At 35.7% G+C, this 20,514-nt stretch carries 19 protein-coding genes; 16 read left to right on the forward strand and 3 right to left on the reverse strand.

Going from position 1 to position 20,514, the window contains the following annotated elements; genetic code table 11:
- Nucleotides 1-63 precede the first annotated feature (63 nt).
- A complete protein-coding gene (locus tag D7004_RS15055; protein ID WP_123206665.1) occupies nt 64-846 on the forward strand; it encodes a carboxylesterase family protein in 783 nt (260 codons plus the stop codon).
- Nucleotides 847-954: 108 nt separating this feature from the next.
- Here D7004_RS15055 and D7004_RS15060 read toward each other — a convergent pair whose 3' ends face one another.
- Together D7004_RS15060 and D7004_RS15065 are read right to left on the reverse strand one after the other, a co-directional pair.
- Nucleotides 955-1,683, reverse strand: coding sequence for a YebC/PmpR family DNA-binding transcriptional regulator (locus tag D7004_RS15060; protein ID WP_123206666.1), 729 nt, complete (start codon nt 1,681-1,683; stop codon nt 955-957).
- Nucleotides 1,684-1,871: 188 nt separating this feature from the next.
- Entirely contained in the window at nt 1,872-2,819 is a 948-nt protein-coding gene (locus tag D7004_RS15065) for an NAD-dependent epimerase/dehydratase family protein (RefSeq protein ID WP_123206667.1), read from the reverse strand.
- A gap of 476 nt (nt 2,820-3,295) precedes the next feature.
- On the opposite strand from D7004_RS15065, the gene D7004_RS15070 reads away from it, so the two are divergent.
- The 13 genes from D7004_RS15070 (at nt 3,296) to D7004_RS21320 (ending at nt 15,327) form a co-directional block, all read left to right on the forward strand.
- Nucleotides 3,296-3,883 (forward strand): gluconate 2-dehydrogenase subunit 3 family protein, encoded by a 588-nt coding sequence (locus D7004_RS15070; protein WP_123206668.1) that lies wholly within the window; start codon nt 3,296-3,298, stop codon nt 3,881-3,883.
- 25 nt (nt 3,884-3,908) lie between these two features.
- Complete coding sequence (locus D7004_RS15075) at nt 3,909-5,609, forward strand: GMC oxidoreductase (protein WP_208646863.1); 1,701 nt, start codon at nt 3,909-3,911, stop codon at nt 5,607-5,609.
- A 78-nt stretch (nt 5,610-5,687) separates the two neighbouring features.
- Nucleotides 5,688-6,845: a Gfo/Idh/MocA family protein gene (locus D7004_RS15080; protein ID WP_123206670.1), complete on the forward strand. Its 1,158-nt coding sequence runs from the start codon at nt 5,688-5,690 to the stop codon at nt 6,843-6,845.
- 3 nt (nt 6,846-6,848) lie between these two features.
- Nucleotides 6,849-7,901: a sugar phosphate isomerase/epimerase family protein gene (locus tag D7004_RS15085; protein ID WP_123206671.1), complete on the forward strand. Its 1,053-nt coding sequence runs from the start codon at nt 6,849-6,851 to the stop codon at nt 7,899-7,901.
- Between the two features lie 88 nt (nt 7,902-7,989).
- Complete coding sequence (locus D7004_RS15090) at nt 7,990-8,376, forward strand: c-type cytochrome (RefSeq protein WP_123206672.1); 387 nt, start codon at nt 7,990-7,992, stop codon at nt 8,374-8,376.
- A 29-nt stretch (nt 8,377-8,405) separates the two neighbouring features.
- Nucleotides 8,406-9,863, forward strand: a complete 1,458-nt coding sequence (locus D7004_RS15095; RefSeq protein ID WP_123206673.1) for a Gfo/Idh/MocA family protein — start codon at nt 8,406-8,408, stop codon at nt 9,861-9,863.
- Between the two features lie 51 nt (nt 9,864-9,914).
- The gene (locus tag D7004_RS15100; protein WP_123206674.1) at nt 9,915-10,595 is read left to right on the forward strand and encodes a 3-keto-disaccharide hydrolase; all 681 of its coding nucleotides are present in this window, start codon (nt 9,915-9,917) and stop codon (nt 10,593-10,595) included.
- A gap of 185 nt (nt 10,596-10,780) precedes the next feature.
- A complete protein-coding gene (locus D7004_RS15105; RefSeq protein ID WP_123206675.1) occupies nt 10,781-12,016 on the forward strand; it encodes a nucleoside permease in 1,236 nt (411 codons plus the stop codon).
- 3 nt (nt 12,017-12,019) lie between these two features.
- Complete coding sequence (locus D7004_RS15110) at nt 12,020-12,913, forward strand: hydroxypyruvate isomerase family protein (RefSeq protein WP_123206676.1); 894 nt, start codon at nt 12,020-12,022, stop codon at nt 12,911-12,913.
- A gap of 5 nt (nt 12,914-12,918) precedes the next feature.
- Nucleotides 12,919-13,791 carry a TIM barrel protein gene (locus D7004_RS15115; protein WP_123206677.1) on the forward strand — a complete coding sequence of 291 codons (873 nt, stop codon included), beginning with the start codon at nt 12,919-12,921 and terminating at the stop codon, nt 13,789-13,791.
- A gap of 12 nt (nt 13,792-13,803) precedes the next feature.
- Complete coding sequence (locus D7004_RS15120) at nt 13,804-14,673, forward strand: sugar phosphate isomerase/epimerase family protein (RefSeq protein ID WP_123206678.1); 870 nt, start codon at nt 13,804-13,806, stop codon at nt 14,671-14,673.
- A gap of 125 nt (nt 14,674-14,798) precedes the next feature.
- The gene (locus tag D7004_RS15125; RefSeq protein ID WP_123206679.1) at nt 14,799-15,032 is read left to right on the forward strand and encodes a hypothetical protein; all 234 of its coding nucleotides are present in this window, start codon (nt 14,799-14,801) and stop codon (nt 15,030-15,032) included.
- Nucleotides 15,033-15,036: 4 nt separating this feature from the next.
- Nucleotides 15,037-15,327 carry a type II toxin-antitoxin system RelE/ParE family toxin gene (locus D7004_RS21320; protein ID WP_123206680.1) on the forward strand — a complete coding sequence of 97 codons (291 nt, stop codon included), beginning with the start codon at nt 15,037-15,039 and terminating at the stop codon, nt 15,325-15,327.
- Here D7004_RS21320 and D7004_RS15135 read toward each other — a convergent pair.
- Complete coding sequence (locus D7004_RS15135; RefSeq protein ID WP_123206681.1) at nt 15,324-17,933, reverse strand: lamin tail domain-containing protein; 2,610 nt, start codon at nt 17,931-17,933, stop codon at nt 15,324-15,326. The two genes, D7004_RS21320 and D7004_RS15135, sit on opposite strands and share 4 nt — an antisense overlap.
- Before the next feature lie 49 nt (nt 17,934-17,982).
- Between D7004_RS15135 and D7004_RS15140 the strand changes: the two genes are divergently transcribed.
- Nucleotides 17,983-18,972 (forward strand): aspartate-semialdehyde dehydrogenase, encoded by a 990-nt coding sequence (locus tag D7004_RS15140; RefSeq protein WP_123206682.1) that lies wholly within the window; start codon nt 17,983-17,985, stop codon nt 18,970-18,972.
- Between the two features lie 135 nt (nt 18,973-19,107).
- On the forward strand, nt 19,108-20,514 hold the full coding sequence (gene dacB / locus D7004_RS15145) for a D-alanyl-D-alanine carboxypeptidase/D-alanyl-D-alanine endopeptidase (protein ID WP_123206683.1): 1,407 nt from the start codon (nt 19,108-19,110) through the stop codon (nt 20,512-20,514).

Genomic DNA, 20,514 nt, shown 5'->3' on the forward strand with positions numbered 1-20,514 from the left:
ATTATATTGGTTGGTTAAACCCCAGTCTATTGCATAATAGCTGGGGTTTTTTAATTTTGTTAAATGAAGAAAATATTTCTAACCATCTTCTTGATGGCTTTTATACTCTTTTTAAAAGCACAAGATTTTAATCAATACGCTTCTGGAAATTATATTAAAGGCAAAGATTCCATCTACTACCGCATACTTTTCCCCGATAATTTCAATCCATCACAAAAATATCCGGTAGTTTTTTTCTTACATGGTAGTGGTGAACGTGGTAGCAATAATGAAAGTCAGTTGGTTCATGGAGGCAAATTGTTCTTGAAGGATGACGTGAGAAAGAAGTTTCCGGCGATAATAATTTTTCCACAATGCCCAGCGAACGATTATTGGGCAAATGTAAATATTGCTCCAAATGAACAAGGGAAACGAACATTCGCGTTTGTTGAAGGCGGAAAACCGACCAAAGCAATGCATGCTTTAAAAAACATGGTTAAAGATTTTCTTAAAAAACCTTTCGTGAATAAAGAGCAAGTGTATGTTGGTGGCTTATCCATGGGTGGAATGGGAACTTTTGAATTGCTAAGAAGGCAAAGAAAAACTTTTGCCGCAGCAATTACCATTTGTGGAGGTGATAACACAAACAACATCGAGAAATATAAAAAAATACCGCTTTGGATTTTTCACGGAGGCAAAGATGATGTTGTAGATCCTGCATATTCAATTGCAATATCAGAACGATTAAAAACAGTGGGTGATGAAGTTAAGTTTACGCTTTACCCAAATGCAAACCATAACAGTTGGGATAGTGCTTTTGCTGAACCCGATTTATTACCCTGGTTATTCGGGCATAAGAAAAATTAATTTTTTTGATGTTTAATATCAACATCTGTAGAATATAATGTGATTATTTTAAACAAAAAACCCTGAAAGTTAATGTCTTTCAGGGTTTCAAAAATCTATAAGATTAGCTTATTCTGCCATATTGTGGTAAACTGCCTGCACATCATCGTCTTCTTCCAGCTTATCAATTAATTTCAAAACATCTAAAGCCTGTTCTTCGGTAACCTCATGATGTGAAAGCGCAATACGCTCTAATTTAGAACTCTTTAACTCAATACCTTTTTCCTCTAAAGCTTTCTGTAAAGAACCAAAATTCTCGAAAGCGCCTTGAGCTACAGCAACATCATTGCCTTCTTCATCTGCTTCAACGTACAATTCTTCTAAACCTGCATCGATTAATTCGAACTCCAACTCTTCTAAATCCAAACCTTCTGCAGGTACAAATCTAAAGATAGATTTACGGTTAAAAATAAAATCTAACGAACCAGTTTTACCTAATGAACCATCTGTTTTGTTAAAATAACTGCGAACATTGGCAACGGTTCTATTGGTGTTATCGGTAGCAGTTTCTATTAAAACAGCTACGCCATGAGGGGCATAACCCTCGTAAACGATTTCTTCATAATTAGCCATCGATTTATCAGAAGCACGCTTAATTGCTGCTTCTACCCTATCTTTTGGCATATTAACGGCCTTGGCATTTTGCATTGCAGTTCTCAAACGAGAGTTGGTATCCGGGTTAGGACCAGATTCCTTTACTGCCATAACAATATCTTTACCAATACGGGTAAACTGTACAGCCATTTTAGACCAACGCTTAAATTTTCTTTCTTTTCTAAATTCGAATGCTCTTCCCATTTTTAGTATCAAGTAGTTAGCTTCGAGTGTTTAGTATTTAGTCTTAGTATCGTGACTAAACCTATACATACACCTTTCAACCAATTTTTTTTATATTTTTAATTTGTTCTTTCAGCTCTAGCCTTTCAGCTTTATTCTTTCAGCTTTAATCTTTATTCTTTTAGCTTTAGTCTTTCAACTTTACGCTTTTAGCTCTTCTTTAAATTAATTAACATATCAGCTGTAAGCTTTGCTAAATCAAATTCTGGATTCCAACCCCAATCCTTATTAGCAAAACCATCATCAATAGAACGTGGCCAGCTATCAGCAATTTTCTGACGAGGATCATTATCGCTGTAAGATAATTTAAATTCAGGAATATGTTTCTTAATTTCAGCAGCTAAAATTTCAGGCGTAAAACTAACGCCACCAAAATTATAGCTACTTCGTACCGAAATTTGATTTGCCGGGGCATCCATTAGCTCAATGGTACCACGAATGGCATCATCCATATACATCATTGGCAGTTCAGAACCAGCATTTAAAAAACTTTGGTAACTCCCTTTCTTTAATGCTTCATGAAAAATATGAATTGCATAATCTGTTGTTCCACCTCCAGGTGCTGCTTTCCAGCTAATTAACCCTGGGTAACGAATGCTTCTAACATCTAAACCATATTTTTGGTGGTAATATTCGCACCAACGTTCGCCCGCCAATTTACTAATTCCATAAACCGTATTTGGATCCATGGTGCAATATTGAGGTGTGTTATCTTTAGGAGAATTTGGACCAAAAACAGCAATTGAACTTGGCCAATAAACTTTTGCAGTTTTATATTCAAGCGCTAAATCCAGAACATTGAGCAAACCATTCATATTTAAATCCCAGGCAAGTTTAGGATTTTGCTCTCCTGTTGCCGATAATAATGCAGCGAGAAGATAAACTTGAGTGGGTTTATACTTCTTAAATATGCCGTTAATCATTTCTTTATCAAGCACATTTACAAACTCGAACGGAGCAGAATTTTTAATGTCATAATCTGGTCGGCGAATATCGCATGCGACAACATGATCATCACCATATATTTTACGTAATGTGGTAACCAGTTCTGTACCAATTTGTCCGTTCGAACCTAAAACAACAATATTTTCTTGCATATTTATTTAAAAGAATTTGGCAAAGGTAAAAAAATGGCATAAAAGGGCTGTAAAATATTTAAACTATTGATGATATTAAAATTTTAATCCAAATTTTATAATGTCTCAAATAATTTATTGTTGAAGAAAAACATATAAAAGAAGATACAATTATTAACATATTTCATATATTTATTTAATCGAAATGCTTTATTAACAGAGCGAAATTTATTGTTCAATGATTTAAAAAACCAATTATTAATAAATCAAATAATCATTAATGCTATTGTACTTTTCACACGAAGCATTGGTAATAGCAAAACAGACTTTAAACTACATTTGATGCAGATAACTATAATTATTTAGAATAATTCTATTCAGTAACAATCCCATTGCAGGCCATTTATTTAACCAAATTTTAACTGAATTTATCCCATATTTTTTTTAATATTACCAACCAGTATATAAAATAACCAATATATAAATACACAACCACGATGCACAGAAGAGAAGCACTAAGAAACGTCGCATTCTTGTTGGGAGGAGCCATATCAGCAACTACAATGGGCGTTTTATTCGAAAGTTTTACGCTCCCCGAAAATGAAAAAAACTTCGTATCATTTTCACTTGAAGATGAAAAGATTTTAGCAGAATTTGCGGACATTATTGTACCTACAACAAAATCATCAGCTGGTGCCAAAGCAGCAGGCCTAGGTAAATTTATTCCAATGATGATGAAAGACTGTTATCCGGCAACCATGCAAACTTCTTTTGCTAACGGTTTCAAAGAACTTCAGGCAAAATCAATGGCCGATTTTAAGAAAAACTATTTAGCATTAACAACTGCCGAAAAAACTAAATTAATGGTTGACTTAAGAGCAATGGCTATTGCTCAAAAAGCAAGTAAATCTGAGGATAACAAGGATTTGGCTTACTTCTTCACCACTGCCAGAGATTTAACTTTATTAGGCTATTACTCTTCAGAAATTGGCTGCACCAAGGCTCGTGAATACGTGCTTATTCCTGGAAGATACGATGGAAGCGCTCCATTAAAACCAGGTCAAAAATCTTGGGCAACTGGTTAATTTCTACTTATAACAACAAAACATCATGAATTTAAATACAAATTTAAAAGCAGAAAATACTTACGATGCTATTGTAATAGGATCGGGGATTAGTGGCGGCTGGGCTGCAAAAGAGCTTACAGAAAAAGGCTTGAAAGTGTTGATGCTCGAAAGAGGAATGAACATTGAGCACATAACAGGTTATGAAACTGCAATGAAAAATCCATGGGATTTTAAGCATGCAGGTAAATTAACCGAAGAGCAAAAACGTACTCACCCAGTTCAAAAAAGAGATTATCCATACAGCGAAGCAAATGAAAAATGGTGGGTAAACGATTTAGAATGTCCATACACAGAAGATAAACGTTTCGATTGGTATCGTGGCTTTCATGTTGGCGGTAAATCATTAATGTGGGGTCGCCAAAGTTATCGTTTAAGCGATCATAACTTTGAAGACAATGCAAAAGACGGTCACGGAAACGATTGGCCTGTACGCTACGCTGAACTTTCTCCATGGTATGATTATGCAGAGCGATTTGCCGGAATTAGTGGTTCTAAAGAAAACTGGTCAACCTGCCCTGATGGTGAGTTTTTACCTCCAATGGATCTTAACATTGTAGAAAAATCGGTAAAAGCCCGTATTGAGGAGCATTACAAAAGAGAACGTATCATGATGATTGGTCGTGTTGCCAATTTAACTGTACCTCATAAAGGTCGCGGTAATTGCCAATACCGTAACTTGTGTAGCCGTGGCTGTCCGTTCGGAGCATATTTCAGTACACAATCTTCAACGCTACCTGCTGCAATGGCAACGAAGCGATTAACCGTTAGACCATATTCTATCGTAAATCACATTATTTATGATAAAGACACCAAGAAAGCAAAAGGTGTAATGGTAATTGATGCGGAAACCAACAAAACAATGGAGTTTTATGCAAAAATTGTTTTCGTAAATGGATCAACTTTAGGTTCGACATTTATTTTGTTAAACTCAACTTCCGATGCACATCCAAATGGCTTAGGAAATTCTAGCGGACAATTAGGTCATAACCTTATGGATCACCATTTCCGTTGTGGAGCATCAGGTGAGGCAGAAGGTTTTGATGATAAATATACTTATGGTCGCCGTGCAAACGGAATTTATGTACCTAGATATCAAAACATTGGTAATGATAAACGTGATTATTTACGTGGCTTCGGTTATCAAGGTGGTGCAAGTAGAGCAAACTGGCAAGATGATGTGGCAGAATTATCATTTGGTTCTGGCTTAAAAGAAAAAATGACTAAGCCAGGTAAATGGAGCATGGGTTTAGGTGGTTTTGGTGAAATGTTGCCATACTATGAAAACAAAGTGTACATCGATAAAACTAAGAAAGATAAATGGGGACAACCTGTTTTGGCTATCGATTGCGAATACAAGGAAAACGAGAAAAAAATGCGTGTTGATATGATGAATGATGCTGCAGAAATGTTAGAAAAAGCAGGCATGAAAAACATCAGAACTTACGATAATGGTTGCTTTCCAGGTATGGCCATTCATGAAATGGGAACTGCAAGAATGGGTAACGACCCAAAAACTTCGGTACTTAATAAATGGAACCAAATGCATGAAGTAAGCAATGTATTTGTAACGGATGGTGCATGTATGCCATCAATTGCATGTCAAAATCCATCGTTAACCTTTATGGCTTTAACAGCACGTGCTGCTGATTATGCAGTAAAAGAATTAAAGAAAAATAACATCTAATAAAAAGTTAAATGCGAAAGGTTTAAGGTTTTTGGATAAGTCCATTAACCTTAAGCCTTTTGTCATTATCTTAACCTTATGCAAAGAAAATTAAGAATGGGCATGATAGGCGGTGGAAAAGACGCCTTTATAGGTGCTGTGCATCGCCTTGCTGCAAATATGGATGGTTTAATAGAATTAACCGCCGGTGCGCTAAGTGTAAATCCTGAAGTTGGATACGAATCGGGCAAGATGCTTTTCCTTCCTGATAATAGAATTTATAAAAACTATGAAGAAATGCTTCACGCAGAAAGTAAACTTCCTGCTGATGAAAAAATAGATTTCGTAACGATTGTTACGCCAAACTTTGCCCACTTTGCTCCTGCTATGTTAGCGCTTGATTTAGGTTTTAATGTTGTGATAGAAAAACCTATGACATTAACGCTAGAAGAAGCTAAACAACTTGACACGAAGGTTAAAGAAACTGGATTAACGCTTTGTTTAACGCATACCTATTCTGGTTATCCAATGGTTAAACAAGCTAAACAAATGATTAGCGAAGGTGTATTGGGTGAAGTAAGAAAAATTATTGTTGAATATCCACAAGGTTGGTTAAGCACCCTATCAGAAAGAGAAGGCAATGCTCAGGCAGCTTGGCGTACTGACCCATCAAAAACCGGCAAAAGCGGAAGCATGGGTGATATTGGTACACATGCAGCACATTTAGCTGAATACATTTCGGGATTAAAAATTAATAAAATATGTGCTGATTTAAGCATTGTTGTTCCTGGTAGAGCAATCGATGATGATGGCAATGTATTATTGAAATTCGATAATGGTTCAAATGGTGTTTTAATTGCATCACAGGTTGCTGCAGGTGAAGAAAATGCACTTAAAATAAAAATTTACGGTGAAAAAGGCGGTTTAGAATGGCATCAGATGGAGCCAAATACCTTAATTGTAAAATGGTTAAACCAACCAGCTCAAATTTATAGAACAGGTAATGGTTATATCGGAAGCTTCGCTAAACACAACACACGTACCCCAGGTGGTCATCCAGAAGGTTATTTAGAAGCATTTGCAAATATCTACCGCAATTTTGCGTTAACAATTGATGCCAAATTAAATAACCAAAAACCTACCGATGAGATGCTTGATTTTCCAAACACAGAAGATGGTATTCGTGGGATGGCATTTATTGAAAATGTGGTTAACTCAAGCAATTCTGACCAAAAATGGTGGGACTATAAAATTTAATTTATGACTACAATAAAAGGACCTGCTGTATTTTTAGCTCAGTTTATAAGTGATGAGGCACCATTTAACTCCTTAGAAAATATCTGTCAATGGGCTAAAGATTTGGGTTTTAAAGGCATTCAAATTCCTACTCTCGATTCACGCTTTATAGATTTACAAAAAGCTGCCGAAAGTAAAACCTATGCAGACGAGCTAAAAGGTACTATCGCTTCTTATGGATTAGAAATTACTGAACTATCTACGCATCTTCAAGGTCAGTTGGTTGCTGTTCATCCGGCTTATAATGAACTTTTTGATGCCTTTGCACCAAAAGAAGTTCATGGTAATGCAAAAGCCAGACAAGATTGGGCGGTTCAACAAATGAAATATGCTGCAAAAGCATCACAAAACCTTGGTTTAAATGCTCACGCAACCTTTAGTGGTTCGTTATTATGGCAATATTTCCACCCATGGCCTCAACGCCCTGCTGGTTTAGTAGAAGAAGGTTTCGCCGAATTAGCCAAACGGTGGATGCCAATTTTGAACGAGTTTGATAATTGTGGCGTTGATGTTTGTTATGAGATACACCCTGGAGAAGACCTTTTTGATGGTGAAACCTACGAAATGTTTTTAGCGGCGGTAAATAATCATTCTCGGGCATGCTTATTGTATGATCCATCTCACTTTGTACTTCAACAGTTAGATTATATTCAATACATCGATTTTTATCACGAAAGGATAAAAGCTTTTCATGTAAAAGATGCAGAATTTAATCCAACAGGTAAGCAAGGCACATTTGGTGGTTATCAAAGTTGGGCAAACCGTGCCGGTAGATACCGTTCTCCAGGCGATGGTCAGGTTGATTTTAAAACCATCTTTAGTAAACTGGCTCAATACGATTTTAAAGGTTGGGCAGTTATGGAATGGGAATGTTGCATAAAAAATCAACAGGATGGAGCGAGAGAAGGTGCTGAATTCATAAAAAACCACATCATTAAAGTAACTGATAAAGCCTTTGATGATTTTGCAGCTTCTGGAAGTGATGCTGATTTTAATAAAAAAATATTAGGTTTATAAATTAATAAGAACACACACAAATGAAAATCTGCTAAATGAATTTATAAAACGATTTACGCAGGTCAAAACACAATAAATAAACACACACATGAAAAAAACATTTTTAATTTTAGGCGCTGTGGTAATATTCATGGCCTCCTTTTCAAAAGCAGATTTAGCAAAAGAAAAAGCTGTAACTGCTGTTGCTACAAATCACAATAACGCATTTTATCAAGTATCTGCAGGAGAAAAATTAATCAACAAATCTGATTGTTTAGGCTGTCATAATAAAACCAATAAAATTATTGGCCCTGCATATATTGAGGTTGCAAAAAAATATCCAAACAACGAAAAAAGCATTAATTATTTAGCAGATAAAATTATTAAAGGTGGTACAGGTGTATGGGGAACAATGCCTATGACTGCTCATGCTAGCTTGAAAAAAGATGATGCTAAATTAATGGCGAAATACATTTTATCATTGAAGAAAAAGTAAAATCATAACCAGATTAAACCCTATTGATAATGAAAACAGAGCAAGAAAATAAAAACGCGAGTAACCGCCGCGATTTTATTAAAACCAGCGCCATAGCTGCCGCTGCATTTATGATTGTTCCTCGCCACGTTTTAGGTGGTAAAGGATTTTTAGCACCAAGCGATCGATTGCTTGTTGCAGGTATTGGTGCTGGTGGTAAAGGACAAAGTGATATCGCGATGTTTGCCAAAAGTGGTAAAGCTGATATCGCATTTCTTTGCGATGTTGATGACCGTAGGGCTGCTGCTAGTGTAAAGGCATTCCCAAAAGCTAAATACTATAAAGATTGGAGAGAAATGATGGATAAAGAGCATAAAAACTTTGATGCTGTTTCTGTTTCTACTCCAGATCATAACCACGCAATTCAGGCTTTAGCAGCAATGCAGCTGGGTAAGCATGTTTACGTTCAAAAACCTTTAACACACGATATTTACGAAGCTCGTATTTTAACTGCAGCTGCAAAAAAATATAAAGTTGTTACTCAAATGGGTAATCAAGGCGCATCAAATGATGGTCCACGCCAAATGAAAGAATGGTATGAAGCCGGTTTGATTGGCGATGTACATACGGTTTACGCATGGACCAATCGCCCGGTTTGGCCACAAGGTATTCCATGGCCAACTACAAAAGCCGAAATACCAAAAGAATTAGATTGGAATTTATGGTTGGGTACTGCTCCTGAAAAAGATTTCGTTGATAAATTGGTTCCCTTTAACTGGCGTGGCTGGTGGGATTACGGAACAGGTGCATTAGGTGATATGGGTTGTCACTTAATTGAGGCTCCTTTTAGTGTTTTAAATTTAAAATATGCTAAAGAGGTTGAAGCAAGCGTCGGTTCAGTTTATGTTGATGAATTTAAGCGTGGCTACTTCCCAGAAAGTTGCCCTCCTTCTAGTCATGTAACTTTAAAATTCCCTAAAACCGATAAAACTAAAGGTGATGTTACCTTACATTGGATGGACGGCGGTATTCAACCTGAACGTCCGGAAGAATTAGAAGCTAACGAAACATTTGGCGATGGTGGTAACGGAACATTATTTGTTGGTACAAAAGGTAAAATGATGAGCGAAACCTATAGCGCAAATCCGAAACTTTTACCGCTTAGCAAGAATAATGATATTAAAGTTAAACCTAAATATGCTCGTGTTCCGGATGGCGCAAACGGTCATTACAAACAATGGGTAGAGGCGTCAATCGCTGGTTATGGTAAGCAAGAAGTTAGTTCTCCTTTTGAAATTGCTGGTCCGCTAACAGAAGCTTTATTAATGGCCAATTTAGCAATCAGAAGTTTTGATATTCAAAAAACGGTAAATGGTAAAGTAACTTATCCAGGAAGATACACTAAAATGCTTTGGGATAATGACAATATGAAAGTTACCAATTTTGATGAGGCAAACCAGTTTGTAAAACGCGAATATCGCAAAGGCTGGAATAATTTAACTTTATAATTGATTACAAACCTCACTGTTTAAAAGCATGTGAGGTTTAATATAAAAAAAATGAAAAAAATTTTTCTTTCAGGTTGTATTTTATTGGCTGTAACTCAAGCATCAAATGCTCAAAAAGGTTTTAAACCATTATTTGATGGAAAAACAACTACCGGATGGCATACTTACAATAAAAGTGCGGTTGGTAGTGCTTGGCAAGTTCAGAATGGTACATTACACCTAGATTTAGCAACTAAAGGTACAGACGGCGGTGGTGATTTAGTTACCAACAAAGAATATGGCGATTTCCATTTAAAATATGATTGGAAAGTTGCACCAAAAGCAAACAGCGGATTGATTTTCTACATCAATGAAGATCCAAAATTTAGCGCTACGTATTCTACTGGTTTAGAAATGCAGGTTTTAGATAATGATGGTCATCCAGATGGAAAAATTACGAAACACCGTGCAGGCGATTTATACGATTTAGTTAAAAGTTCATCAGAACCTGTTAAACCAGTTGGTGAGTGGAATTCAGCAGAAATTATTAGCAAAAGCGGAAAACTTACTTTAATTCTTAACGGAGTTACTGTTGTTAAAACAACGCTTTGGGATGATAATTGGAAAAAACTAGTTGCAGGAAGTAAATTTGCTACCTGGAAAGACTGGGGAACTTTTAAAACCGGTAAAATAGCATTACAAGACCATGGCGACGAAGTATGGTACAAAAATATTATGATAAAAGAATTGTAGAAGGACAAGGTTGAGATTAAGGCTGAGGTTAAGACCAAGCAAAAAAAATATATCGGAAGCTAGATTAAGATTTATAACTAAAAAAGATATCTATTTACTATAGCCAACCTTAAACTCAATCTGAACCTTAGTCTTAACCTTAACCTCAGTCTCAACCTTAACCCTTAAACCAAATATAAACACAAATGAATAGCACTACTCGCTTTAAACTCTCTACCATGATGTTCCTGGAATTTTTTATCTGGGGTGCGTGGTTTGTAACTTTAGGAACTTTCCTTGGTAACAACTTAAAAGCTTCAGGTTCTGAAACTGGAGCCGTATTTTCAACTCAATCATGGGGAGCTATAATTGCACCATTTATTGTAGGTTTAATTGCTGATAGATATTTTAACGCTGAACGAATATTGGGTGTTTTACATATTGTCGGTGCTGTTTTGATGTATCAAATGTACACTGCCGCTGATGTTAGTGTTTTCTATCCATATGTATTAGGTTACATGATTTTATTCATGCCAACACTCGCTTTGGTTAACTCAGTTTCTTTTAATCAAATGAAAGACCCTGAAAAAGAATTTGCTAATATTCGTGTATTCGGAACCATCGGTTGGATTATTGCAGGTTTGCTTATTAGTTTTGTATTTCATTGGGATTCGCCTGAAGGTATTCAATCCGGACTATTAAAGAATACGTTTTTGATGGCAGGAATCGCATCATTAATTCTAGGATTATTTAGTTTTACTTTACCAGCCACGCCTCCAAAAGTTGCTGAAGGAAGTATTAAGGTTAGAGACATTTTAGGTCTAGATGCTTTAAAATTACTTAAAGATAAAAACTTTGCAATATTCTTTATTTCCTCTATTCTGATTTGTATTCCATTGGCATTTTATTATCAAAACGCGGGATTATTTCTTGCTGATATTAAAGTGTCTAACCCGACCGGCAAAATGGCCATTGGTCAAGTTTCTGAGGCATTATTTTTACTTGCCATTCCAGTATTCTTTTCTAAATATGGTTTTAAGAAAACGATTTTGGTAGGTATGCTAGCATGGGCAATTCGATATGTCCTTTTTGCATATGGTAATGCAGATAACCTAAGTTTCATGCTTATTATAGGCATTGCATTACATGGTGTATGCTACGATTTCTTCTTTGTTTCTGGTCAAATTTACACAAATTCTAAAGCTGGTGAAAAGGTAAAAAGTGCAGCTCAAGGAATTATAACTTTAGCAACTTATGGTGTAGGTATGCTTATCGGGTTTATTGTAGCGGGTTACATAACGGATATGTACAAATCTGGCGATGTTACCGATTGGAAAATGGTTTGGATTATCCCGGCAGGAATTGCAGCAGTAGTATTTTTACTTTTTGCCGTTTTATTTAATGATAAAACAAAAGCTGAAATCGAAGTTAAAGCAATATAAAACATGAAATCTAACTTAAACAGAAGAAACGCTCTGAAAAATATTATTGCCGGTACAGCTGCAATAGGTGTTTCTTCAGGATTTTCAGCGCTTGCAATGAACAAAACAGATTTACAAGAACAGCCTTGGAAGCTCAAAGGAAACATAAATCATTCTGTTTGCAGATGGTGCTTTAGTACGCTTGATGTAGAAACATTGTGCACTGATGCTAAAAAACTTGGTTTAACAGGTATAGATTTGGTTGGACCAAAAGATTGGCCAACTTTAAAAAAGCACGGATTAATTTCAAGCATGTGTAATGGTGCCGAAATTAATTTGGTTGATGGTTTTAATGATAAAAAATTTCATGACCAATTAATTAAAAACTATACCGAAATGATTCCTTTAGTTGCTGCAGCTGGATATAAAAATCTGATTTGCTTTAGCGGGAACCGCAGAGGTAAAGATGATGAAACCGGCTGGAACAATTGCGTTGAAGGATTAAAAAAATTAATGCCCCTAGCCGAAAAACATAATGTAACATTGGTTATGGAATTACTAAACAGCAAGGTAAACCACCAAGATTATCAATGTGATACCACTCCCTGGGGTGTAGAATTGTGCAAAAGGCTAGGTTCTGAAAACTTTAAATTGCTGTATGATATTTACCATATGCAAATTGATGAAGGTAATGTAATCAGCACAATTGAAAGCAGTCATAAATATATTGCTCATTACCACACCGCAGGTGTACCGGGTAGAAATGAAATTGATGATACGCAGGAACTTTATTATCCTGCAATTATGAAAGCCATCGTCGAAACAGGCTTTAAAGGTTTCGTAGCTCAAGAATTTATTCCTAAAAATGCAGATAAACTGGCTTCGTTAAAAAAAGCCATTTCAATTTGCGATATTTAATAATTATGGTATCAAGAAGAAATTTTCTAAAAACAAGTGGCATGGCAGCAGCTGCCGTATATCTAATGCCCTCATTTGCTTTCGCCGCAGGCGATAAAGTAGTTGGTTTGCAATTATATTCACTACGTGAAGATTTACCTAAAGACGTTAAAGGCGTTTTGGAAAAAGTTGCCTTAGCAGGATTTAAAGAGGTAGAAACTTATGGTTTCTCGATTAAAGATCAGTTTTGGGGATTAACGCCGGTAGAATTAAAGAAGATTTTAGATGCTAACGGATTGAAAGCAGTTAGCGGACATTATGGATTAGGTAGCTATTTAACTGATGATAATACTGACGAATTGAAAGCTGCTATTGCCGCTGCAAAAGTATTAGGCAGTAACTATGTAACCATTCCATGGTTAATTCCTACTGTAAGAAAAAGTGCTGATGATTACAAAAAACTTGCGTTGAAAATAAACAAAGCAGGTCAGATGTGTAAAGATGCAGGCATACGCTTAGCTTACCATAATCACGATTTCGAATTTGAGAAGCAAGGTGACACTACAGGTTATGAAATTCTGTTAAAAGGAACTGATAAAAAACTTGTCGATTTTGAATTGGATTTATATTGGGTGGTTCGTTCTGGCAAAGATCCAGTACAATTGTTTAAAGAAAATCCAGGTCGCTTTACTATGTGGCATGTAAAAGATATGGATAAAACCAAAAAAGAATGGAACACAGAAGTTGGCCAGGGTTCAATCAACTTCAAATCTATTTTTGCAGCTGCCAAACTTTCGGGTATGAAACATTTCTTTGTAGAACATGAAACCAATTACAATCCAAATCCAATTGAATCGGTAAAGAAAAGTTGCACTTACATCAAAAAAGAATTAATCTAATCTACTTAAACCATGACTTCAAGAAGATCTTTTATTAAACAGGCAAGTTTAGCAGCTGGTGCAGCATTATTAATCCCGTCATTTGCTTTCGATAAAGTAACTAAAAAAGTTGGTTTACAACTTTATACGCTACGAAAGGATTTACCAAGTGATGTGAAAGGAATAATTGCTAAAGTTGCTGAAGCTGGCTATAAAGAGGTTGAAACTTATGGTTTTACGAATGGAAAATTTTGGGGATTAACGCCCAGGGAATTTAAAACTTTGCTAAAGGATAATGGACTAAAAGCACCAAGTGGACATTATTTAATGGATGAATTTAGCAAAACTGGAAACAGTGATAAATTGAAAGCTGATATAGAAGCTGCAGCAGCAATTGGCGGCAAGTATTTTACCATCGCTGGCGCACACGTAGACATGAGCAAGGGCTTAGATGGTTTCAAAAAAACTGCTGATGATTTTAGTAAAGTTGCAGAAATGGCAAAGGCATCAGGATTAAAATTTGCTTACCATAACCATGATTTTGAATTTAAAAAAATCGACGGCACTACTGGTTACGACATTTACTTACAAAGCACAGATAAAAATCTTGTAAATTTTGAGTTGGATTTATACTGGGTTGTTAGATCTGGAAATGATCCGATTGCATTGTTCAACAAATATCCTGGACGTTTCCCAATGTGGCATGTTAAAGATATGGACAAAGCAAAACCAGAATGGAACACCGAAGTTGGTAAAGGTTCAATCGATTTTAAAACCATTTTCGCTCAAGCCAATCTTTCGGGTATGCAGCACTATTTTGTAGAGCATGAAACCAATTATAACCCAACTCCTATTGAATCTATTAAAACCAGTTGCGATTATATAAAAGCAAATTTGATATAGATTAACAGACTTACTAAGTTTTGTTCTTGTTTGGATGAAACTTAGTAAATCTGTTGTTTTTTTATACTCGGCTTGATAAAATATTGCTCAGTAACGCTTATATTTAATTTATTCTGATAAAGATTATGGATATCACATCAAAGTATAAAATTGTAGAAAGTATTATTCAGAGTGATAACGACTTGGTTCTAACAGAGATTGAATCATTGCTTGGTTTGAATAATCAAGATTTTTGGGTTGATTTACCAGAACAATTAAAGTCGAAAATAAATCAGGCTAAATCTGAAGTTGACTCTGGTAAAGGAATATCTCACAGTATAGTTATGGAGGAGATAAATAAATTATTTTTAAATAAATAAATTTATGTATGCAATTATTTGGTCGCCAATTGCAAAAACAAGCTATATAGAAATACTTAAATTCCTCGAAGAAAATTGGACCTCTAAAGAGATAGAATATTTTATAAGTCGCACTGAAAGATTAGTAAAATTAATTTCCCAAAACCCGAACTTATTCCAATACTCCATAAATTCAGATACTTTCAGATGTCTTGTTGTACCACATGTAAGTCTTTTCTATAGATTAAAAAATGAGAACATTGAATTGCTAGTATTTTGGGATAACAGAAAAGATCCCAAAAAATTAATAATTTAATCTATTTTCGCTGCCAACACACACGTATTTTTAAATCGTTTGGTGTTTCCATTCAAATCAAATACATCAAAAATGATAACGTAAATGCCTACTGCAGCTTTTTGACCATTATCATTTAAACCATCCCAGCTTAAATTTCCTTTTGTTCCGATAGTTTGATTTTTCAATAGCTTTCGAACTAATCTTCCTTTATCCGAATAAATATTTACGGTAGCAAAACTAGCATTTTCATTTACCTGATAATCTAAATTCAATAAATCTTCAAAGTTATCTCCATCAGGCGAAAAAGTTTTAGATAACAATTTTACGTAAACTTCATCTCCATTTGGTTCTTGAGAGTTTTTATAGGTTGGCGTGGCAAAGCCGACTGAAGCCGCGGCAGATTTAAAATTACCAACTTCGTTTGCATTTTTTTCAAAAGAAACCCGCTCTAAAGATACACCATCAGGGTTTTGTAGTAAAGCAACATGCATTTTCTCGTTATAATCAAACCTATCTATCTGCAAACTGTTGCTCAGTATTATCACATTACCTTTATCATTGTTAAACCCCGGCATGCTACTTAGCTGAATAAAATTATTAGGATTTTCACAAAAATAATTTGCTTTAATACTAGAGGCATCGGTAGTGATAACCCAATAAGTTTTTGGAAATATTAACAAGCTTTTAGCTGATAATTTTTTAATACTTGCAACCTTTCCATTTGCATCGAGATTGGCCAATTGTAAATCTTTCAAATCCAGCACTTGGTCGGTTTTATTATAAATTTCAACAAAATCTACGCTTCCAACTTTTGGATTAAACAGTATTTCAGAAATTAAAATATCGTTTTTCTCTGCTTTCCTGGCAATAAATAATTTAGCTGTATTCGCGTCAGCACTTATTGAATTACCAGCACAATCCGTTATATTGTTTAAGGTTAAAATATTTTCTATACCTCTTGCTAACGGACTAGACAACACCATCGTAGCAGTGTTAAAATTTGGAGAATTGACAATTACTGATTTCGGTTGGCCGATACCATTATTGATAGCATAATTAGTGGTTTGCGCTGCCGATAAACTATCTACTGATTTTGAGAATTCGACAAGGACAGTAACACTATCAATAACATTTGCCGATACAAGCTTAGGAATTTCTTTGCTCAGTTGGGTATTGTATATTGAATTTTGCTTGCCTGGTGTTCCTCCCGAAACATCAGCAGAAGCAGCCCAATTTTGACTGCCCTTACAAATGCCTTTCGGGTCAATTAATTCTAAACTATAGCCACCTTTTTTCTTCGCATCATCTCTGTACCAACTATCAGTATATGCAACCTTTTCGATTACTCTACCAGTCTGATCATTTAGAGTAATTATATCCTTATCATTATTTAAGCTAGGCCATGGCGAAATTCCGATTACTTTACCAAAAGATTTAAACAAACCCTCATCAGCTTTCGCAGTTAAAATTATGTACTGGTTCGGCTTAATTGTATCGATAGATAAAGTAGATGTGGAAGTTTGGTCGTTAAATTTCCATCCTTGGGTTAGAATATATTCATTGGTGTTATTCCAAATCTCCACAAATTCTTTTTGCGGCACGCCAAGGCTTCCCGTAGGATTTGCAAAGATTTCGTTAATTACAACATCACCAAATTTAGCTGTGTATGGTTTGATAAAATTAAATTTTACATTACTGTTTGCAGCAATAACATTTCCTTTTTTATCCTTTACGTCGTTTATATTTAATGTATATTCTCCCGAACTAAAATCTTTAGAAAAAGTTAGCCGATACACATTTGGCGAAGTGGTCGCCGCAACATTTTCCGGATGGCCATAACCGTTTGATAAATTGTAATTGGTATTTACCAACGCAGAACTTATGTCTAAAGTTTCAGAAAAAGTAATATCCAAGGTTGAAGCATTAATAACTTCGATGTTTTTAATAGTTGGTGGAGCTATATCTGGTAAAAGGTCATCAATTTTAAAATCATCAAAAATATATCTGTTGTATCTGGAAGCTGTTGCATATTTACAATAAACACCTGTAAATAATGATGTTGTAAATGTCTTATCTGTAGCACTTCCTTCAAGAATGAAATTATTACCACCTAAAACATCGGTAAATAAATCCCATTTCCCATTAGCATCTCTCGTTACTTTAACCTTTGCAAAAACCAGATTTGCATTTGCTCTTGCCTTTTGTGGTCCGGTAATAATACGAGTTACTGTAGTCCCAGTTTGCTTGTACAAATGAAAACCATCTGCTGCTCTAGTTTCGCCAATTTGAATGAAATATCCATTCAAACTCCCTTTTAAATCTTCTTTATCGGCAGTTAAATAAATGCGCACAAAGTTAGTTGTTGATGGATTGAAATCTAGTTGCACTAAAAATTCCCAGCTAGCGTTTAAGCTTTGTTGGTTTGCCGTGGAAAGCGAAATAACTTGCGATGCGAGCTGTTGTCCTTTAGATTGTAGCTGCTTCTGAGGATTTACCTGAAAATAATTTACATCGCCTTTCCATGTCGGATTTTGGGAGAAATCACCATCGGTAAATGAATCGATAACTTGGGAAAATGCAATTTTAGAAAATAACAATAGGGATATAAGCAGAATTTTCTTCATATTTGGGCTTATATCAAATGTTTAATAAATATAATAATTAAAATTTAAAATGAAAGTAGCAGTAGTTGGAGCAACCGGTTTGGTTGGTACCGTAATGTTAAAAGTATTGGAGGAAAGAAATTTCCCTTTAACAGAGTTAATTCCTGTAGCATCTGAAAAGAGTGTTGGTAAGGAAATTACTTTTAAGGGTAAGAAGTTCCCAATCGTTAGCATGGATACTGCAATTGGCATGCGCCCAGATATTGCATTGTTCTCTGCGGGTGGAAATACTTCTTTAGAGCATGCACCTCGTTTTAAAGAGGCTGGAACGACTGTTATTGATAATTCTTCGGCATGGAGAATGGACCCAACAGTTAAATTAATTGTTCCTGAAGTGAATGCCCATGAGCTTTCTATCGATAACAAAATAATTGCAAACCCGAACTGTTCTACCATACAAATGGTGGTGGTTTTGAAACCTTTGCATGATAAATATAAAATCAAACGTGTAGTGGTTTCCACCTACCAATCGGTAACCGGAACAGGGGTTAAAGCTGTTGAGCAATTGATGAATGAGCGTAAAGGCATTGATGGTCCGAAAGCTTATCCTTACGAAATTGATTTAAATGTTCTTCCTCACATTGATGTTTTCATGGAAAATGGATACACCAAAGAAGAGATGAAAATGGTGAAGGAAACAAATAAAATCATGAGCGATGACAGCATTAAAGTTACCGCTACAACTGTTCGTATTCCGGTAATGGGTGGTCACTCAGAATCGGTAAACATCGAATTTGAAAATGATTTCGATCTGGCTGAGGTTCGTAGTATTTTAGAAGAATCACCTGGTATTATCGTTGTTGATGATGTAGCAAATTTAAAATATCCAATGCCGAAAGATGCGCATGAAAAAGATGAAGTTTTTGTTGGTCGCATTCGTAGAGATGAATCGGCACCTAAAGCATTAAACCTTTGGATTGTAGCCGATAACTTACGCAAAGGCGCTGCGACAAATGCAGTTCAAATTGCAGAATACCTGATTCAGAAGGAGTTGGTATAATTCAAAATAAGTCATACTAGATTTATTTTACCGTCTTAATGTTGGACTTTGAAATAAATTCGAAGTGACGAGAAAATTAGTAGAAGTGATGTGTTTGTTACACATCACTTTTTTTATTTCCTTTAATTTTACCCTATGAAGTTTTTAAAAACCGCTATACTTTTAGTTTTTATATCATTAGCAAGTTTTGCTCAAAACCGCATCCAAAACCTCGAAAAAGCTTTCAATAACTTACTTGCAGATGAGCAGGCGAAACATGCCATTACATCACTTTGCGTTTTAGATGCCAACACAGGGAAAACACTTTTTGCTAAAAATGAGCAAATTGGTTTGGCTACAGCATCAACACTGAAAACCATTACTGCAGCCACAGCTTTCAGCCTTTTAGGTAAGGATTTTCAGTTTCAAACGACACTTTCTTATTCGGGTAACGTTACGCCAGATGGAACTTTGAAAGGCAACTTAATAATTATTGGTAGCGGCGACCCAACATTAGGTTCATGGCGTTATCAAAATAAAGAAAATGCAGTTTTAACCCAATGGGTTACCGCAATTAAATCTGTCGGAATTAAAAAAATTGAAGGTGCAATAATTGGTGACGACCGTATTTTTGGAACTCAAACTGCGCCCGAAGGTTGGGTTTGGCAGGATATTGGAAATTATTATGGCGCCGGAACTTCGGGATTGGCCTGGAGAGAAAACCAATTCGATATTCATTTACGCCCGGGTTCTAGTACAGCTGATGAAGTTAAAGTTGTAAAAACCGTACCCGAAACGCCATATATTCAAATTCAAAATGAATTAAAAACTGGCAGTTCTGGTACTGGCGATAGAAGCTATGCTTTCCTACCGCCTTACAGTAATGTTGCCTATTTACGTGGTAGTTGGGGAATGGGAATCAGTAAGACAGGAATTTCTGTTGCGCTCCCCGACCCTGCTTTTGATTGTGCTTATCGATTGCAAGACACCTTGAAAAGGTTGGGGGTAATCGCAACCCAGCAAGCAACTACAACTCGTTTACTCATATCGAATAATCAATCCATTCCTGTAGTTACACAAAAAATAAGCACAATCAGTTCGCCAACATTAAGCGAGATTACGTATTGGTTTTTGAAGAAAAGCATTAACCTTTATGGAGAAACGCTGTTAAAAACTATTGCGCTAAAATCAGGAAAGTCAGCTACAACCTCAAACGGTGCGCAAACCGAGATTAACTTTTGGTCGGAGAAAGGAATTGATAAATCTGCTTTAAATATTATTGATGGCAGCGGACTTTCACCGGGCGATAGAGTTACAACTTCTGCCATGGCGAATATCCTTTACCAAGTCCAAAAAGAAAACTGGTTTGCTGATTTTTATAAAGCCTTGCCCGATTACAATGGAATGAAAATCAAAAGTGGAACTATAAATGATGTATCGGCTTTTGCAGGCTACCACACCGATTCTGCAGGCAATAAATATGTAGTGGTAATAAACATTAATAATTACAGCGGCAGTGGAATTAACAAGAAATTGTTTCGTGTTTTAGACGAGTTGAAATAA

Origin of the sequence: Pedobacter jejuensis (genome assembly GCF_003725795.1) — a bacterium.
GTDB lineage: Bacteria > Bacteroidota > Bacteroidia > Sphingobacteriales > Sphingobacteriaceae > Pedobacter > Pedobacter jejuensis.

Bases quoted from the DNA above. Each gene is read 5' to 3' on its own strand.
- D7004_RS15110 (WP_123206676.1), top strand. From the start codon at position 12,020: ATGAAATCTAACTTAAACAGAAGAAACGCTCTGAAAAATATTATTGCC.
- D7004_RS15080 (WP_123206670.1), top strand. From the start codon at position 5,688: ATGCAAAGAAAATTAAGAATGGGCATGATAGGCGGTGGAAAAGACGCC.
- D7004_RS15100 (WP_123206674.1), top strand. From the start codon at position 9,915: ATGAAAAAAATTTTTCTTTCAGGTTGTATTTTATTGGCTGTAACTCAA.
- D7004_RS15065 (WP_123206667.1), bottom strand. From the start codon at position 2,819: ATGCAAGAAAATATTGTTGTTTTAGGTTCGAACGGACAAATTGGTACA.
- D7004_RS15140 (WP_123206682.1), top strand. From the start codon at position 17,983: ATGAAAGTAGCAGTAGTTGGAGCAACCGGTTTGGTTGGTACCGTAATG.
- D7004_RS15085 (WP_123206671.1), top strand. From the start codon at position 6,849: ATGACTACAATAAAAGGACCTGCTGTATTTTTAGCTCAGTTTATAAGT.
- D7004_RS15090 (WP_123206672.1), top strand. From the start codon at position 7,990: ATGAAAAAAACATTTTTAATTTTAGGCGCTGTGGTAATATTCATGGCC.
- D7004_RS21320 (WP_123206680.1), top strand. From the start codon at position 15,037: ATGTATGCAATTATTTGGTCGCCAATTGCAAAAACAAGCTATATAGAA.
- dacB (WP_123206683.1), top strand. From the start codon at position 19,108: ATGAAGTTTTTAAAAACCGCTATACTTTTAGTTTTTATATCATTAGCA.
- D7004_RS15075 (WP_208646863.1), top strand. From the start codon at position 3,909: ATGAATTTAAATACAAATTTAAAAGCAGAAAATACTTACGATGCTATT.
- D7004_RS15135 (WP_123206681.1), bottom strand. From the start codon at position 17,933: ATGAAGAAAATTCTGCTTATATCCCTATTGTTATTTTCTAAAATTGCA.
- D7004_RS15120 (WP_123206678.1), top strand. From the start codon at position 13,804: ATGACTTCAAGAAGATCTTTTATTAAACAGGCAAGTTTAGCAGCTGGT.
- D7004_RS15095 (WP_123206673.1), top strand. From the start codon at position 8,406: ATGAAAACAGAGCAAGAAAATAAAAACGCGAGTAACCGCCGCGATTTT.
- D7004_RS15105 (WP_123206675.1), top strand. From the start codon at position 10,781: ATGAATAGCACTACTCGCTTTAAACTCTCTACCATGATGTTCCTGGAA.
- D7004_RS15125 (WP_123206679.1), top strand. From the start codon at position 14,799: ATGGATATCACATCAAAGTATAAAATTGTAGAAAGTATTATTCAGAGT.
- D7004_RS15115 (WP_123206677.1), top strand. From the start codon at position 12,919: ATGGTATCAAGAAGAAATTTTCTAAAAACAAGTGGCATGGCAGCAGCT.
- D7004_RS15055 (WP_123206665.1), top strand. From the start codon at position 64: ATGAAGAAAATATTTCTAACCATCTTCTTGATGGCTTTTATACTCTTT.
- D7004_RS15060 (WP_123206666.1), bottom strand. From the start codon at position 1,683: ATGGGAAGAGCATTCGAATTTAGAAAAGAAAGAAAATTTAAGCGTTGG.
- D7004_RS15070 (WP_123206668.1), top strand. From the start codon at position 3,296: ATGCACAGAAGAGAAGCACTAAGAAACGTCGCATTCTTGTTGGGAGGA.